General features: G+C 64.1%; 15 protein-coding genes. 7 read left to right on the forward strand and 8 right to left on the reverse strand.

Annotated elements, in window-relative coordinates; all coding sequences use genetic code 11:
* The first annotated feature begins 15 nt into the window (after positions 1 to 15).
* Genes ACPWMG_RS25915 through ACPWMG_RS25925 form a run of 3 tightly spaced genes read left to right on the forward strand, consistent with a single transcriptional unit; the run spans position 16 to position 2,509 of the window.
* The gene (locus tag ACPWMG_RS25915) at positions 16 to 1,233 is read left to right on the forward strand and encodes an esterase-like activity of phytase family protein (RefSeq protein WP_483302344.1); all 1,218 of its coding nucleotides are present in this window, start codon (positions 16 to 18) and stop codon (positions 1,231 to 1,233) included.
* Positions 1,230 to 2,108: a pyrroline-5-carboxylate reductase gene (gene proC / locus ACPWMG_RS25920; protein WP_483302345.1), complete on the forward strand. Its 879-nt coding sequence runs from the start codon at positions 1,230 to 1,232 to the stop codon at positions 2,106 to 2,108. Before ACPWMG_RS25915 ends, proC begins: the two co-directional genes overlap by 4 nt.
* Before the next feature lie 23 nt (positions 2,109 to 2,131).
* A complete protein-coding gene (locus ACPWMG_RS25925; RefSeq protein ID WP_483302346.1) occupies positions 2,132 to 2,509 on the forward strand; it encodes a hypothetical protein in 378 nt (125 codons plus the stop codon).
* Here ACPWMG_RS25925 and ACPWMG_RS25930 read toward each other — a convergent pair.
* Entirely contained in the window at positions 2,506 to 3,423 is a 918-nt protein-coding gene (locus ACPWMG_RS25930) for a LysR family transcriptional regulator (protein WP_483302347.1), read from the reverse strand. The genes ACPWMG_RS25925 and ACPWMG_RS25930 overlap by 4 nt on opposite strands.
* A gap of 104 nt (positions 3,424 to 3,527) precedes the next feature.
* Here ACPWMG_RS25930 and ACPWMG_RS25935 point away from each other — a divergent pair, with 104 nt between their 5' ends.
* The 4 genes from ACPWMG_RS25935 to ACPWMG_RS25950 are packed head-to-tail and all read left to right on the forward strand — an operon-like array spanning position 3,528 to position 7,327.
* Entirely contained in the window at positions 3,528 to 4,532 is a 1,005-nt protein-coding gene (locus ACPWMG_RS25935; RefSeq protein WP_483302348.1) for a hydroxyacid dehydrogenase, read from the forward strand.
* The gene (locus ACPWMG_RS25940) at positions 4,529 to 5,221 is read left to right on the forward strand and encodes an RraA family protein (protein WP_483302349.1); all 693 of its coding nucleotides are present in this window, start codon (positions 4,529 to 4,531) and stop codon (positions 5,219 to 5,221) included. Before ACPWMG_RS25935 ends, ACPWMG_RS25940 begins: the two co-directional genes overlap by 4 nt.
* 59 nt (positions 5,222 to 5,280) lie before the next feature.
* Positions 5,281 to 6,270 carry a Bug family tripartite tricarboxylate transporter substrate binding protein gene (locus tag ACPWMG_RS25945; protein WP_483302350.1) on the forward strand — a complete coding sequence of 330 codons (990 nt, stop codon included), beginning with the start codon at positions 5,281 to 5,283 and terminating at the stop codon, positions 6,268 to 6,270.
* Positions 6,271 to 6,283: 13 nt separating this feature from the next.
* A complete protein-coding gene (locus ACPWMG_RS25950) occupies positions 6,284 to 7,327 on the forward strand; it encodes an Ldh family oxidoreductase (RefSeq protein ID WP_483302351.1) in 1,044 nt (347 codons plus the stop codon).
* Here the strand turns inward: ACPWMG_RS25950 and ACPWMG_RS25955 are convergent.
* The 7 genes from ACPWMG_RS25955 to recG all read right to left on the reverse strand — a co-directional run bounded on the left by ACPWMG_RS25955 (position 7,324) and on the right by recG (position 15,215).
* Positions 7,324 to 7,692, reverse strand: a complete 369-nt coding sequence (locus ACPWMG_RS25955; RefSeq protein WP_483305347.1) for a VOC family protein — start codon at positions 7,690 to 7,692, stop codon at positions 7,324 to 7,326. The two genes, ACPWMG_RS25950 and ACPWMG_RS25955, sit on opposite strands and share 4 nt — an antisense overlap.
* A gap of 51 nt (positions 7,693 to 7,743) precedes the next feature.
* Positions 7,744 to 8,262 carry a class IV adenylate cyclase gene (locus ACPWMG_RS25960; RefSeq protein WP_483302352.1) on the reverse strand — a complete coding sequence of 173 codons (519 nt, stop codon included), beginning with the start codon at positions 8,260 to 8,262 and terminating at the stop codon, positions 7,744 to 7,746.
* Between the two features lie 5 nt (positions 8,263 to 8,267).
* Positions 8,268 to 9,203 (reverse strand): 4-hydroxybenzoate octaprenyltransferase, encoded by a 936-nt coding sequence (ubiA, locus tag ACPWMG_RS25965; RefSeq protein ID WP_483302353.1) that lies wholly within the window; start codon positions 9,201 to 9,203, stop codon positions 8,268 to 8,270.
* A gap of 102 nt (positions 9,204 to 9,305) precedes the next feature.
* Complete coding sequence (locus tag ACPWMG_RS25970) at positions 9,306 to 10,913, reverse strand: methyl-accepting chemotaxis protein (RefSeq protein ID WP_483302354.1); 1,608 nt, start codon at positions 10,911 to 10,913, stop codon at positions 9,306 to 9,308.
* Between the two features lie 168 nt (positions 10,914 to 11,081).
* Positions 11,082 to 11,987 (reverse strand): Dyp-type peroxidase, encoded by a 906-nt coding sequence (locus ACPWMG_RS25975; RefSeq protein ID WP_483302355.1) that lies wholly within the window; start codon positions 11,985 to 11,987, stop codon positions 11,082 to 11,084.
* A gap of 36 nt (positions 11,988 to 12,023) precedes the next feature.
* Positions 12,024 to 12,989 carry a hydrogen peroxide-inducible genes activator gene (locus tag ACPWMG_RS25980; RefSeq protein WP_483302356.1) on the reverse strand — a complete coding sequence of 322 codons (966 nt, stop codon included), beginning with the start codon at positions 12,987 to 12,989 and terminating at the stop codon, positions 12,024 to 12,026.
* Positions 12,990 to 13,031: 42 nt separating this feature from the next.
* The gene (gene recG / locus ACPWMG_RS25985) at positions 13,032 to 15,215 is read right to left on the reverse strand and encodes an ATP-dependent DNA helicase RecG (RefSeq protein ID WP_483302357.1); all 2,184 of its coding nucleotides are present in this window, start codon (positions 15,213 to 15,215) and stop codon (positions 13,032 to 13,034) included.
* Positions 15,216 to 15,260 lie beyond the last annotated feature (45 nt).

Consider the following 15,260-nt stretch of genomic DNA (forward strand, 5'->3'; position numbering starts at 1 on the left):
TCTAAACTGACGGCCATGCCGAATGTTTTGTCTTCCTCACCATCCCTGCTGCGCGCCACCTCCACAGTGGCGCTTTGTTTGTCGCTGCTGGCCTGCACAACGCAGCCCGCCGTGCCCAGCAACCCGCCCACCACGCCCGTCACCGTTGACCTGCGGCTGATTGGTGAGACCTCTCTGCCGCACCGCCTGAACTACCAGGGCACGACGGTAGGTGGTCTTTCCGCGCTGGACTACGACCCCGCCAAAAACCTTTGGTATGCGCTGAGCGACGACCGCTCCGACCTGCAGCCCGCGCGCTTCTATACCATGCGCCTGGCCATCACGTCGGAGGGCATTGCGCCGCCACAGTTGGTTGGCGTGACCACGCTGCGCCAGCCCGATGGCCAGCCCTTCCCGAACCGCAGCCAGGAGCCCAACGGCGTGGTGCCCGACCCCGAGGGCCTGCGCTGGCGCCCGCAAACCGGCACGTTGCTGTGGAGCAGCGAAGGCGATGTGAAACACGGCAACGACCCCTCGGTGTGCGAAATGCGGCCCGACGGCGCACACGTGCGCTGCCTGGAGTTGCCCGCACATTTGCGCGTCGACCCCACCGGCAAAACCGGGCCGCGCGACAACCTCACACTCGAAGGCCTGGCCACCACGCCCGATGGCCGTGGCGTCTGGGCCGCGATGGAAAACGCGCTGGTGCAAGACGGCCCGGTGCCCACCATCAACGCGCCCGGCGGCCCCAGCCGCATCACGCTGTTCGACCTGGCCACCGGCAAACCCGTGGCGCAGCGCGCTTACGTCACCGACGCCATTCCCGCCGCCCCCGTGCCGCCGCAAACCTTTGCAGACAACGGCATCAGCGAGATACTGGCCATCGATGCCTTCCGCCTGCTGGTGCTGGAGCGCTCTTTCACCGCCGGTGTGGGCAACAGCCTGCGGCTCTACCAGGTGGACACCCGCGACGGCAGCGACACCTTGCAGCAAGACACCCTCTCGCCCGGCACCTGGCAACCCCTGCGTAAAACGCTGGTGGCCAACCTGGACGATTTTGTCGCCATCAACGGCCAACCGCGCCCCGGCCTGCGCCGCCTGGACAACACCGAAGGCATGGCCTGGGGCCCGCGCATTCCCGACAAAAACGGCAAGTTGGGGCCGCGTACACTCGTGTTGATCAGTGACGACAATTTCAACGCGCGTCAAATCACCCAGATCATTGCATTCGAATTTCTTGAGTCTGCTCCATGACCTCTAGCCCTGCTTCCACCATCTCTTCCACAAGCACCACCACCGGCTCGTTCCTGGCCGCCAACGAAAAAATCGCCTTCATCGGCGGTGGCAACATGAGCAGCGCCATCATCGGCGGCTTGCTGAAAAGCGGCCTCACGCCCGCACAAGTGCTGGTGGTTGAACCTTGGGACGAGGCCCGCGCGCGCTTGCTCAAAGACTTCGGAATCACCGCGCAAGAAGGGGCCAATGCCACGTTGAAAGAAGCCAGCTTGGTGGTGTGGGGCGTGAAGCCACAAACCTTTCATGAAGCCGCAACAGCCACCGCTGCACACACCGCTTCGGCCCTGCATTTGAGCGTGGCCGCCGGCATTCGCAGCGACAGCATTGCGCGCTGGCTGGGCAGCGAACGTGTGGTGCGCGCCATGCCCAACACGCCCGCCCTCATCGGCAAAGGCATGACCGGCCTGTACGCTGGCGGCAACGTCAACGCGCAAGACCGTCAACGTGTGGAAGCCGTGCTGGCCGCCACCGGCGGGCTGTTGTGGGTGGATGCAGAAGCCAAGCTCGACGCCGTGACCGCCGTGTCTGGCTCCGGCCCGGCCTACGTTTTCTACTTCATGGAATCGATGGTGCAAGCTGGCGTAGACATGGGCCTGACCGCCGACCAGGCCAAGACCTTGGCCCTGGGCACTTTCACCGGCGCGGCCGAGCTGGCCAGCCGCTCCAGCGAGCCGCTGGAAACGCTGCGCCAACGCGTCACCTCCAAAGGCGGCACCACCTATGCGGCCATCACCTCGATGGAGCAAGACGACGTGAAGCGCCAGATCGTCAGCGCCGTGCGCTCTGCAGAAAAACGCGCGGGCGAGTTGGGCGACGAGTTCGGCAAGCCTTGAGTCTGTACACCCAGGGGGCCGCAATGACGCTGCGTTTTCTCGACTTTGACTACAGCGAAGACGACGCCAGCAACGGCGTGTTCGACGCCTTGGCCGCCGTGTGGCCCGACCAAGTCGCCCCGCTGCACGCAGAGGTCACCCGCGTATTGGCCTGGGCCTACGACCAGTTTCCTGATGGCCATGGCCCACTAGACGAAGGCGGTGAATGGGACTACGACCTCAGCGCTACACAAGAAACCACCGGCCCACAACCGCTGGTCTTCGACGTTGAAACGCAAACCCTGCGCTACACACCTGGTCAACCGGGAAGGCTGCGGTACACGGTGAGTTTGTCGCTCAGCGGCATGCCAACTTTCTGCGCCGCGTTGCGCGAGCAGTTCGCGTTGGACGACGACAGTTAGGCGTCCAGCCCCTGCGGAAACAGGCTTTTGCCGCGCTGCCGCAGCAGATCCACAATGTGCGCCGCCGCTGGCGACAGATATCCCTCGCGCCGCACCGTCACCCCCAATTGGCGCCGCAGCGTGGTGTTTTTCAGCCGCACTTCTTTGAGCGTGTTGCCGCGCTGCAGTGACAGCGTGTGGCGCGACACAAAACTCAGTAAATCGGTGCGCGCAATCATGCGGGGTAACAAGGCGATGGAGCTGGCCTCGATCTGCACGCTGGGGTTGGCCAGGCCGTTTTGCGCAAACGCCATGTCCAGCCACTGGCGGCTCGGGATGTTGCCGGCCGGTAGCGCCCACGGGTAGGCCAGCAGCGAAGCCATGGTGACGCGCGTTTGCTGAAACACCGGGTGGGTGCGGCTGGCGGCCACCACCACCACGTCTTCAATCACCGGGTAAGAGACAGTGCTGGGGTCGCCATCGACCGTCAAGCCGATGAGCAAATCAATCTTGCCTTCGCGCAATTGCTCGCGTAGTTCAAAACTCGGGCCCACCACGATGCTGATGGTGGTCTTAAGGCCGTCGGCCAAGGCCAGGCTGCAGAGTTCGGGCAACAAGTGATCAGCCGCCACCGGGCCACTGCCAATGCGCACGTGGCCGGCGTGGCCCTGCGCAAACTCTTGCACCTGGCGCACCGCGTCTTCGGCGGACTGGCGCAACGCACGGGCACGCGCCAGCAGCACCTCGCCCACGGGGGTGAGCTTCACGCCGCGCCCCACGCGTTCAAACAGCGGGCTACCAAACGCCTCTTCGAGCCGCTGAATGCACTTGGTCAGCGCGGGCTGGCTGCGCGCCAGGTGGTCGGCGGCGTTACCCAAGTGGCCCATTTCGGCCGCTGTTTCAAAGTAACGCAGGTCGCGCAGATGCAAGTCCATCTCTTCACCAAAAGTAATCGTTTGATCAACATTATCGAATAGACGGAATGAATGCAAATTTCCAGAATCGGCCCATTGAGACAACACCCACGAGACAACGCGCCATGGCCTTCACCATTTTCGTCACCGCCCCCAAGCTGGCTCCCGCTGGCCTGCGCATTCTGGAAGAGGCACATTGCCGGGTTCTGTTCATGCAAGACGGCAACAGCGCTGCCGAAGTTGAGGCCACCATGGCGCGCGACCCCATCACCGCTGTGATCTCGCGCACGGTGGAACTCTCTGCCACGGCCATCGCTTCGTGCCCCACGCTCAAGGTCATTTCCAAACACGGCGTGGGCGTGAGCAACATCGACGTGGCGGCCGCCTCGGCACGTGGCATTCCGGTCTACATCACCCCCGGCGCCAACGCGCAATCTGTCGCCGAACTCACCCTCGGCCTGATGCTGGCCGCGGCACGCAAGATCCCCACACTCGACCGCGAGCTGCACGCCGGCCGCTGGAGCCGCGCGCAAGACGGCCTGCAACTCGCGGGGCGGCGCCTGGGCCTGGTGGGCTTTGGCCAGGTGGGCCAGCGTGTGGCGCAGGTGGCGCAAGTGCTGGGCATGGAGGTACATGCCTTCGATCCCGCACTGAACTCAACATTAACTGGCACGAGCCCCGTGCCGGGCGTAACCATGCACACCACGCTGGAGGCTTTGCTGCCCGTGAGCGACGTGCTGAGCCTGCACGTGCCGCTGAACAGCCGCACCCGCAACCTGCTGAATGCCCAACACCTGGCGCTGCTGCCACCCGGTGCGGTGCTGGTGAACACTGCCCGTGGCGAAGTGGTGGACGAACCCGCCCTGGTGGCCGCCTTGCGCTCGGGCGCCCTGTTCGCCGCCGGGCTGGACACCATGGCTGTGGAGCCGTTGCCGGCAGACAGCCCACTGACGGCGCTGCCCAACGTCGTGCTGACCCCCCACGTCGGCGGCTCCACCACCGCTGCCCTAGACAACATGGCCGCAGGCGCCGCACACAACGTGCTCGGCTTCTTGCGCGGCCAAGCCCCGCAGGTCTCGGCCTGCGTCAACCCGACCGTATTCCAACCTGTTCAAGGAGTGACCGCATGAGCACCGCAAAATCCTGGCCCCCGGGCTACCGCATCCACCCCCGCGCGGACGGCCCGGCCGCCGAGATCGTGGCCGCTTTCAAAGAAATGCCCGTGGCCGCGATTGGTGATTCGATGAGCCGCAACGTCGGCACCGTGGGCCTGCGCCAGTACCACGCGCGGCTCGACACTGTGCTGTGTGGCCCCGCCGTGACGGTGCGTGTGCGCCCGGGCGACAACCTGATGATCCACAAGGCGCTGATGATGGTGCAACCCGGCGACGTGTTGGTGATCGACGGCGGCGGTGACGTGTCGCAAGCCCTGGTCGGCGGGCTGATGCGCACCACGTGCCTGTTCAAAAAGCTGGGTGGCCTGGTGATCGACGGCGCCATCCGCGACCTGACCGAGTGGGCCGAAGACGGCATGCCGATCTTCGCCAAGGGCCACACCCACCGTGGCCCGAGCAAAGACGGCCCGGGCGAGGTCAACGTGCCGGTGTCATGTGCCGGCCTGGTGGTGATGCCGGGCGACCTGGTGGTGGGCGATGCCGATGGCGTGATCGCCGTGCCCGTAGCCGAGGCGGCCGATGTGTTGCTCAAGACCCGCGCGCACCTGGCCAAGGAAGCCAAGATCCGCGAGACCAACCGCACGGGCACCGCCGACCCCGAACGTTTTGATGCCGTGCTGCGCGAGAAGGGGCTGCCCATCTAACGCTACCCCTTCAACCGAAAAGCCCCCCGCCGCACAACAAAAATTCCAGGAGACATTCCATGCAACGTCGCCACTTTCTACAAGCCACCGCCGCCACCCTTGTCACGGGTCTGACTACCAGCGCCAGTTGGGCCCAAGGCCCATCCGGCGCCTGGCCCGACAAGCCGATTCGGCTGATCGTGCCCTTTCCACCGGGGGGCGGCACCGACACCACCGCGCGCCTGGTGGCGGAGAAGTTCACTACGCTGAACCAGTGGATCGTGATCGTGGATAACCGCCCCGGCGCGGCCGGCAACATTGGGCTGGACGCGGTGGCGAAGGCCGCACCCGACGGCTACACCATCGGCATGGGCCAAGCGTCGAACCTGGCCATCAACCCAGCGCTCTACACCAAGATGCCGTTTGATCCGCTGAAGGACTTCACCCCCATCGTGCAAATTGCCGAGCAGCCGGTGGTGCTGGTAGTGCGGCAGGACTCGCCGTTTCGCACACTGGCCGACTTCATCAAAGCGGCCAAGGCGAAGCCCGGCGAGTTCAGCATCGGCCAAGCGGGCAGCGGCACCGTGGGCCACCTGGCGGGCGAGATGTTGGCTCGGCGCGCGGGCATTCAAGCGCTACAGGTGCCCTACAAAGGCGCGGGGCCGGCGATGAACGACTTGCTCGGCGGGCAGATTCCGCTGTACTTTGGCAACAGCGTGTCGGTGATGTCGCAGCTCAGCGCCGGCAAGATCCGCGCACTGGCCATCACCTCGACCAAACGCCTGCCGGCCATGGCCGATGTGCCCACGGTGGCCGAGCAAGGCTATCCCGGTTTTGACGCTACCACCTGGCTCGGCCTGGTAGGCCCGGCGGGCATGCCCACACCCGTGGTCAACCGCATCAACAAGGAAGTAGTGGCCATGCTGGGGCGCAAAGACGTGCAAGACAAACTGGCGTTTGAGGGCAGCGTGTCCGTGACCGGCACGCCGCAACAGTTTGCCGCCTTCATTCGCGCCGAGCATGCCAAGTGGGGCACCCTCATCCGCGAAGCCAACATCAAACTCGATTGATCGACTTACCCCCATGGACACCACCCTGCTGCCTTATGACGAACTGGTGCAAACTGTCACCGAGATTTTTTCTGCCCACCTGCCCGCAGACGATGCGCGCCACGTCGCGCAGTGCCTGGTGGAGGCCGACGCACGTGGCGTGGCGTCGCATGGCATAGGCCGCATTCCGGTCTACACCCAGCGCCTGCGGTTGGGGTTGGTGAACCCCAAGCCCCAACTGAAGGTGTCGGGCGATGGCAATGGTTTGGGTGCCACCGCACATGTCGATGGCGACAACGGCATGGGCTACGTGGTAGCCCACAAGGCGATGGCCGAGGCCATCACACGTGCGCAGCAACACGGCATCAGCCTGGTGCTGGCCTCGCACAGCAACCACTTCGGCATGTCGGCCAGCTACGTGCAGCAGGCGCTGAACGCAGGCCTGGGCGCGTTTGTATTTACCAACGCCCCGCCGCTGATGCCGGTGTGGGGCGGGCGCACACCGTTCCTGGGCACCAGCCCGTTTGCGTTTGGTGCGCCGGGCGCCACGCCGCTGCTGCTCGACATGGCGACCTCGGTGGTGGCCTTCGGCAAGATCCGCCGCGCCGCGCGTTTGGGTGAATCCATTCCGGCCGATTGGGCACTCGACGCACAAGGCCGGGCCACCACCGACCCACACGCCGCCATCGACGGTGTGGTGTTGCCCATGGGCGGCCCCAAGGGCTCGGGCCTGGGGCTGATGATGGAGCTGTTGGCGGGGGTGATGTCGGGCGCGGCGTTTGGCGGCGAGGTGCGCAACCAGAACGCCGACTTCAGCGCGCCGCAGAACGTGGGGCACGCGTTCATCGCGTTCAAGCCCGATGCGTTTTTGTCAATCACCGACTACCAGGCACGTGCAGCGCAACTGGTGGAACGCGCCAAGGCCTGCACACCGGCCGAGGGCTTCAGCGGCATCCACATGCCCGGCGAACGCGAGGCCGCCATGGCGGCACAGGCGCGCCGCGAGGGCATTCAGTTGTCAGCGCAAGACCTGGCGATGTTGCAGCAGGAACAAGCGCTGGCGTTGGCTCCCGCTTAAGCCTCTGGCGCGTGGCACACGGCTTCGACGTTGTGCCCGTCTGGCCCGATGACAAACGCACCGTAGTAGTTGGCGTGGTAGTGCTCACGGATGCCGGGTGGGCCATTGTCTTTGGCACCGGCGGCGATGGCGGCGGCGTAAAACTGGCGCACTTGTTCGCGGTTTTCGGCAGCGAAGGCCAGGTGCATGGGCTTCTGCACTTCTTGCCCCACGCCGAACCAGAACTGCGGGCTGCGCTCGCGGCCATAACCGGCCCAGCCTTGCACTTCCATCATCAAGGTGATGTTGAGCGGCTTGAGGGCGGCATCAAAGAAGGTTTTGCTTTTGTCGTAGTCGCTGACGCTAATGCCGATGTGGTCCAGAATCATCTCGAAACTCCTTTTTTATAAGTTGAAGCGAGTGCCATTAGACGCCGGTTAAGTGACCGTTTTTGTCAGTAGGTCGACGTAGGCTGTATCGATAAGTTGCTCGGGCGCGACACCTAGTTGCGCCATCAGTGCGTGGGCTTCTTGTACGCCCGCCTCCACCGTTTCGCCATCGGCCAATACGACTTCGAGCTCCAGAAAATCGCCCAGGCCCTGCACACGGTCCAGGTGCACACGTGTTCGGCCCACGAGGTACAAAGTGCGCTGTTTGATGACGCGCCCCACCTGGCCGTGCGCCAGGCTCAGGCATTCGCGCAGCGTGTCCGGGCTGTCGGTGGGCGAGAGGACGTAGAACGATTCTTTCGGGCCCTGTTCATTGGCGCGCCGGTAATAAATCAACTCGCCCTTCGCCGCAGAAAACGCGCGCAGCTTCAGACGGCCGGTGTCGCAGCGGAAGAACGTGTCGTCTTGCGCAATGAGGGTCGGCCCCTCGGTGGCGATGGCGGCGGCCAGCGGCACGAGCGCATCCACACTGGTGATGCGCGCTTTGATTTCAACGTTGCGTGGCAAAGGAATTACCCCCTCAATGCATAGCCGCCGGCCACGCCGACGAACACCGCAAAGCCCACCCAATGGTTGAGGCGGAAGGCTTTGAAGCATCCGTCGCGGGTGCGGTCGCGAATCAGCGTCCAATGCCACACCGCTTGCGCTGCGGCGGCCAGCAAGCCGGTGTAGAACACGGGCCCCAAGTGCCGATCGGCCAGCGCCCAGGCCCAGCTCAGCAAATAGATGGCGTAGCTCAGCATGATGACTGGCACGTCCATGCGGCCGAGTGTGATAGCCGAGGTTTTCATGCCGATTTTCAGATCATCGTCGCGGTCGACCATGGCGTATTCGGTGTCGTAGGCCAGCACCCAAAACAGGTTGCCCAGCAGCAGCACCCAGGCCAGCGGCGGCACGCTCGCCCACCAGCTTTGCAGCGTGAAGCTGCTCCAACCCGCCGCACTGAACACCTGCCATGCGGGGCCACCACGGAGGGCGGCAAACGCCATGGGAATGCCGAAGCTGAACGCCACACCGAGCACGGCTTGGGGCATGGAAACATAACGTTTGGCGTAGGGGTAGATCAGCGACACGGCGAGTGCCGCAAACGACCACACCACGGTGACGGCGTTGGTGGTCAGCACCAGCGCAAACGCCGCCAGCGCCAGCAGGGCGCCAAACCACAAGGCCTCGCGTACCGAAATACGCCCGCTGGTGATGGGGCGCTGTGCCGTGCGTTTGACGTGGCGGTCGAAGTCGCGGTCGGCCACGTCGTTGACGCAGCAGCCGGCGCTGCGCATGAGGATGGTGCCCAGCACAAACACCAGGGTGAGGTGCCAGCCCGGAAAGCCATCTGCGGCCACCCACAGCGCGGAGAGCGAAGGCCACAGCAGCAGCAGCCAACCGGCGGGCCGGTCCCAGCGAATCAGTTGAAGATAGAGTTGAAACTTAGAAGCAGAATCTGGCATCTTAAAACGACTCTGGCGCATAGTTGGCATGCGCCAGAAGCTATCTTTTCAGTAGCAAATTGAAAACCAGGGGCGGATCAAGAACCACTGCCCCCAGCGGCATCACGCCATTTTCAACCGTTTTGCATTGCTCGCCGCTGGTGCCGCCAATTCGGGTGCTGGTGCCGGTGCACGCGCTGGCCGCACATGGCCCAGCTTGAACACGCTGACGGCCGACGACAGCCCCACGGCCTGATTGCTCAGCAAGCGCGCCGCCGCCACCGACTCTTCCACCAGCGCGGCGTTTTGCTGCGTGGCGTGGTCCATCTGCGTGATCGACTCGTTGACCTGCGCAATGCCCGTGCCCTGCTCGCTGCTGGCGGCGCTGATCTCGCCCACCATTTCGGTCACGCGCTTCACGCTGCTGACCACTTCGCGCATGGTCACACCGGCCTGCTCCACCAGTTGTGTGCCCGAGCCCACCTTGGCCACAGAGTCGTCGATCAAGCCCTTGATCTCTTTGGCGGCACCGGCCGAGCGCTGCGCCAGACTGCGCACTTCGCTGGCCACCACGGCAAAGCCACGGCCTTGTTCACCAGCGCGCGCGGCTTCCACGGCTGCGTTCAGCGCGAGGATGTTGGTTCGGAAAGCAATGCCGTCGATCACGCTGATGATGTCGACAATCTTGCGCGACGAGGCGTTGATGGAGCCCATGGTGTCGACCACCTGGTCGACCACGGCGCCGCCGCGCACGGCCACGTCAGAGGCCGACTGCGCTAGGCGGTTTACCTGCTGCGCGTTCTGCGCGTTTTGCTGCACGGTAGAGGTCAGCTCTTCCATGGCGCTGGCGGTGTATTGCAGCGCGCTGGCCTGGGTTTCGGTGCGGTTTGCCAAGTCGTGGTTGCCCGAAGCGATCTCGGCCGAAGCGGTGGTGATGGTGTCGGTGCTTTGGCGCACCTGGGCCACCATGTCGGCTAGGTTGTCGCGCATGGTCTGGATGGCGAACAGCAGACTGGTGCGGTCTTGCGGCTGGGTTTTGACCTGCACGGTGAGGTCGCCACCGGCGATCTGCGTCACGATGTCGGCCGCGTATTGCGGGTCGCCTCCGAGCTGCTTGACCACCGCGCGCAGCATGTTCCAGGCCATGACGGCGATCACCAGCATCAACACACCGCCAATGCTCAGCAGAATGACGGTGTTGCGCCAGAAGGCCTGGTCGATGTCGTCCATGTAGTCGCCAAAACCGATGATCCAGTCCCATGGGCCGAACTTGATGATGGCGTAGAGCTTGTCGACTTCTTCCTTGGCGCCAGGGCGTGTGCCCTTGGCAATCACGGTGCCGATGACTTTACCCTCAAGCGCGGCGCGGTAACGCACGCCAGCTTCTTTGCCGCCCTTGGCGTCCACAATGCCCACGCGTTTGGGGTTGGGGTGCACCAGGTTCACGTCGTCGGTAAAGCCGCGCACAAAGAAGTATTGGTCTTCTTTGACGAAGCTGCCGATGATGCGTTTGCCTTCTTTCTGCGCGTCTTCACGCGACAGCTTGCCGCTCTGCTCTTGCGCGTACAGCGTCTCCAGCGCCGAATGGGCCAGGATCACCAGCTTGGACAACTGTGCCGTGCGTTCCTGCTCCATCGACTTGCGCAGCGTGGTCAACGAGACGGCGGCAAGTACCGCCATGCTCAATAAGGCCACGCTACAGAGCAACACGATACGGGTCTGTAATTTCATGCAAGAGTCTTTCTGGTGCGGGTGATCAAAGAAGAAGCGGAGAAAAGAAAAAAGGGCGAAGGCAGCACAGATGCCACCTTCGCCCCATCACGAAGCTCTATGTCTAGAAAAGCGCTATCTTTTATATCGGCATTTGCACCAGAAGCTATAGGTTAAATGACAAAAATATTACAAACCGAGCTGACGCAGATCCAGACGCCCGCCGTTCATTGGAGGACACCACAGGTAGGCGCCGTTCACCGGCTTGGAGAATTTAAACAGGCTGTCGATCAAGCCATCTTCATAACCCGCCATGCGGCGCATCTGCGCTTCAAACGAATTCAGTGTGTTGCCAAAGGCGACGAACAACAGGCCAAGCTTGTTCGACATAGCCCAGGGCATGGAGCGGCGCAGCACAAAGGCTTCGGGGTCGAAGCTTTCTTGCGCCGTGCGTTTGACGTGCGAGGTCTCGGGCGCGTCTTCGAGTTCTTCGTTGTCGCTGCGGCGGCGGCCCATGGCGTTGTCTTGGTCTTCGGTGTTCATGGCCTCAAACGTATTCAGGTCGTGCACCCATTGCTGCACGGCGACGAAGCTGGCGCCATCCAGACCTGCGCCCTGGCCTTGCACAAACGCGGCGGCCTCGGCGGCTTCGCCTTCGGGGTTTTCGGTGCCGTCCTCATAACCGGTGAGGTCACGGCCATGTTGCGCCGAGGGCTCACCATGGCGGAACGCATCGACCACGCGATCGAGGTGCAGCGCCGGGGCCACGGCGTTCTCCAGGGTGTGGGTCAGCAGCACCAGCGCGCCACGGTCACTACCGCGCAGCCAGCACCACAGCGCGGTGGGGGTGCTGGGGACATCCACGCCGTGCTCGTTCAGGTGCGGCATCTCGCGCAGGCCGGGCACGGTGACGCTAAGCGCTGCGGTCAACAGCGGGCCGATGCCCACCACGATCTTGTCGCCATCCGCCAGGGCCTGCAAACGGCCGAGGGCTGCGCGCAACGCGGCTGCATCGGACTTTGGGTTGACGGAAAAAAAGGCGTAGCGCCCCACGGTGGGCACAGACGCCATGATGCCTGCTTGCGAATTTTTCAACGGGAGCTCCCTCTCTGCTTTTGACTTATCTATACCTCAGGATAACCGCTTCACGCCGGGCAACTCACACGCGTAGATGGCGTTGCGCAAGGCGGCAATCGCCTCGTAACGCGTGAAGCTGCGGCGCCAGGCCAGCACCACGCGGCGCATCGGCGGCTCGCCTTCAAACGGCAGGTATTTGACGTAGATGCTGTCGTCCATGCGGCGGCGGGATTTGCTGCTGGTCTGCGCTTGAAGGGCAGATTCGGGCACGCTCAAGCGCGGCACCAAGGTCACGCCCATGCCGGCGGCCACCATGTGCTGGATGGTCTCTAACGACGAACCCTCAAAGCTCTTGCGAATGCCTTCGGCGTCGCTGGAGAAGCGTGCGAATTCGGGGCAGACTTCGAGCACGTGGTCGCGGAAGCAGTGGCCGGCGCCCAGCAGCAGCAGGGTCTCGGCCTTCAGGGCCTCGGCCGTCACGGTGGGCTTTTGGGCCAGCGCGTGGGCACTGGGCACGGCGGCCATGAAAGGCTCGTCGTACAGCGGGGCGATGGCCAGGCCAGTGTCCGGGAAAGGCTCGGCCATGATGGCGCAGTCGATCTCGCCGGTGCGCAGCATCTCCAGCAGTTTGACGGTGAAGTTCTCCTGCAGCATGAGCGGCATTTGCGGCGTGCGCTCGATGGTTTGGCGCACCAGCGCGGGCAGTAGGTATGGGGCGATGGTGTAGATCACGCCCAGGCGCAGCGGGCCGGCCAGCGGGTCTTTGCCACGCTTGGCAATTTCTTTGATGTTGGCGGCTTGCTCCAGCACGCTTTGCGCCTGCTGCACGATTTCTTCGCCCAGCGGCGTGACCGTGACCTCGTTGGCGCTGCGCTCGAACAGCTTCACGTCCAACTCTTCTTCCAGCTTCTTGATCGCCACCGACAAGGTGGGCTGCGACACGTAACACGCGTCGGCGGCTTTGCCGAAGTGCTTCTCGCGCGCCACGGCAACGATGTATTTGAGTTCGGTCAGGGTCATGGGCGTATTTTGCCGCTCAAACGGGATTTAAGGATGTAGACCTTAGGCCAGCAGGTAATCGAGCTTCTCGCCCAGCCAGCGGGTGACGTGTTGCTCGGCCAGGCGCGGATGCTGGTCGAGCATGTGCGGGGCCAGTTCGCGTGCCCAGGCCAGCAGCTCGCCATCGGTTTCCAGATCGGCAAAACGCAGCAGCGGCGCGCCAGATTGGCGGGCGCCCAAAAATTCGCCAGGGCCACGGATCTCCAGGTCACGGCGGGCGATCTCGAAGCCGTCGTTCGTCTCGGCCATGGCTTTGAGGCGCGCGCGTGCGGTCTCGCCCAGGCGCGGCGCGTCGCCGGTGGAGTACAGCAGCACACAGGCCGAGGCTGCTGCGCCGCGGCCCACACGGCCGCGCAACTGGTGCAACTGGCTCAGGCCAAAACGCTCGGCGTGCTCAATCACCATCAGCGAGGCATTCGGCACGTCCACCCCCACTTCGATCACCGTGGTGCTGACCAGCACACCCATCAGGCCTTCGGTGAAGGCAGCCATCACGGCTTTTTTCTCGGCGGCCGGCATGCGCGAATGCAGCAGGCCCACCAGCACGCCGGGCAACTCGGCGCACAAGGTGGCGTGGGTTTCGGTGGCGTTGCGCAGGTCGAGGGTTTCGCTTTCTTCGATCAGCGGGCAGACCCAGTAGACCTGGCGGCCCTGGCCGAGCTGGCTTTTGATACGCTGAACCAGCTCGTCGCGCCGGCTGTCGTGCACCACCTTTGTGACGATGGGCGTGCGGCCGGGCGGCAACTCGTCGATGCTCGACACGTCCAGATCGGCGTAGTAGCTCATGGCCAGGGTGCGTGGAATGGGCGTGGCGGTCATCATCAGCAAATGTGGCTCGAGGTTGCTGGTGGCGGCCATCTTGTCGCGCAGAGCCAGGCGTTGGGCGACACCAAAGCGGTGTTGTTCGTCGATGAGCGCCAGCGCCAGGCGCTGGAACACCACGCGCTCGGAGATCACCGCGTGTGTGCCCACCACCAGCGCGGCCTGGCCGTCGGCAATGCGCGCCAGCATGGTCTCGCGTTCTTTTTTCTTCTGCCCGCCGGTGAGCCAGGCCACGCTCAGGCCGCGCGGCGTGAGCAAGGGTTCCAGCCAGCCCACCAGCTTGCGGAAATGCTGGTCGGCCAAAATTTCAGTGGGGGCCATCAGCGCGCATTGCCAGCCCGCGTCGATGCAAATGGCGGCAGCCAATGCAGCCACCACGGTTTTGCCGGCGCCCACATCACCTTGCAGCAGGCGGTTCATGGGCACTTGGCGCGCCAGGTCGGCAGCGATCTCGCGCACCACTTTTTGCTGAGCGCCCGTCAGCTTGAAAGGCAGCGCGGCCAGCAACTGGCCGTGCAGCGATGGGCTGCCGCGTTTTTTCTTGGGGGCCAGCGGTGACGCCCGCAGGCGGTCACGTTCACGTTTGGCTTGTAATTGCGAGAGCTGCTGCGCCAGCAGTTCTTCGGCCTTGAGCCGCTGCCAGGCCGGGTGGCTACGATCCTCTAAGGCCGCCAGCGACACGTCCGGGCTGGGGTGGTGCAAAAAAGAGAGCGATTTGCGCAAGTCCCATGAAGCTTGCGGCCTGTTCCCAGCCGAGAGCTGCACCGCGTAATTGGCCGCGTCATCAGGCAGGGTCTCACGCAGGTCGGCACGGTTCAGCCCCGAAGCCACGGCCTTACGGATGTAGGCCTGTGGCAACGCCGCCACAGTGGGGTACACCGGAGTTAGCGCTTCGGGCAAGGGGCTGCCCGCAGCGCGCACCTGGGGGTGCAGCATTTGCCGCCCTAGAAAACCGCCCCGCACTTCACCGCGCACCCGCACGCGGGCGCCCAGGGTCAGGGTTTTCTGATGCGCGGGGTAGAAGGTGAAGAAGCGCAGCGAACAGGTGTCTGAACCGTCATCCACCGTCACCACCAACTGGCGGCGTGGGCGTAGCACGATCTCACTGCTGGTGACCTCGGCCTCGATCTGTGCGTGTTCGCCTTCGCGTACGTCGCGCAGGCGCACGATACGGGTTTCATCTTCATAACGCAGGGGCAGGTGCAGAGCCAGATCGATGTCGCGGCGCAGGCCCATTTTCAGCAGGGCTTTCTGCGCGGGGCTGGTGGCGGCACTTTTGGCAGCTGGCTTGGCCGCAGCGGTAGCAAGAGTCGTTGCAGGGGCGGCGGCGCGACCGGATTTAGGGGCCGGGGAGGTTTCAGGCATTGGGGGATTCTGCCTCGGCGCCGAAACTCATACACTGTTTCAAAC

The sequence above is a fragment of the Hydrophilobacter chitinilyticus genome, assembly GCF_049860745.1.
In the GTDB taxonomy this organism is placed as follows: domain Bacteria; phylum Pseudomonadota; class Gammaproteobacteria; order Burkholderiales; family Burkholderiaceae_C; genus Rhodoferax_B.

Excerpts from the sequence above, each read along its gene's own strand:
- ACPWMG_RS25930 (WP_483302347.1), bottom strand. The coding sequence starts at position 3,423 with ATGGACTTGCATCTGCGCGACCTGCGTTACTTTGAAACAGCGGCCGAA.
- ACPWMG_RS25950 (WP_483302351.1), top strand. The coding sequence starts at position 6,284 with ATGGACACCACCCTGCTGCCTTATGACGAACTGGTGCAAACTGTCACC.
- ACPWMG_RS25970 (WP_483302354.1), bottom strand. The coding sequence starts at position 10,913 with ATGAAATTACAGACCCGTATCGTGTTGCTCTGTAGCGTGGCCTTATTG.
- ACPWMG_RS25925 (WP_483302346.1), top strand. The coding sequence starts at position 2,132 with ATGACGCTGCGTTTTCTCGACTTTGACTACAGCGAAGACGACGCCAGC.
- ubiA (WP_483302353.1), bottom strand. The coding sequence starts at position 9,203 with ATGCCAGATTCTGCTTCTAAGTTTCAACTCTATCTTCAACTGATTCGC.
- ACPWMG_RS25915 (WP_483302344.1), top strand. The coding sequence starts at position 16 with ATGCCGAATGTTTTGTCTTCCTCACCATCCCTGCTGCGCGCCACCTCC.
- ACPWMG_RS25940 (WP_483302349.1), top strand. The coding sequence starts at position 4,529 with ATGAGCACCGCAAAATCCTGGCCCCCGGGCTACCGCATCCACCCCCGC.
- proC (WP_483302345.1), top strand. The coding sequence starts at position 1,230 with ATGACCTCTAGCCCTGCTTCCACCATCTCTTCCACAAGCACCACCACC.
- ACPWMG_RS25980 (WP_483302356.1), bottom strand. The coding sequence starts at position 12,989 with ATGACCCTGACCGAACTCAAATACATCGTTGCCGTGGCGCGCGAGAAG.
- ACPWMG_RS25935 (WP_483302348.1), top strand. The coding sequence starts at position 3,528 with ATGGCCTTCACCATTTTCGTCACCGCCCCCAAGCTGGCTCCCGCTGGC.
- ACPWMG_RS25945 (WP_483302350.1), top strand. The coding sequence starts at position 5,281 with ATGCAACGTCGCCACTTTCTACAAGCCACCGCCGCCACCCTTGTCACG.
- recG (WP_483302357.1), bottom strand. The coding sequence starts at position 15,215 with ATGCCTGAAACCTCCCCGGCCCCTAAATCCGGTCGCGCCGCCGCCCCT.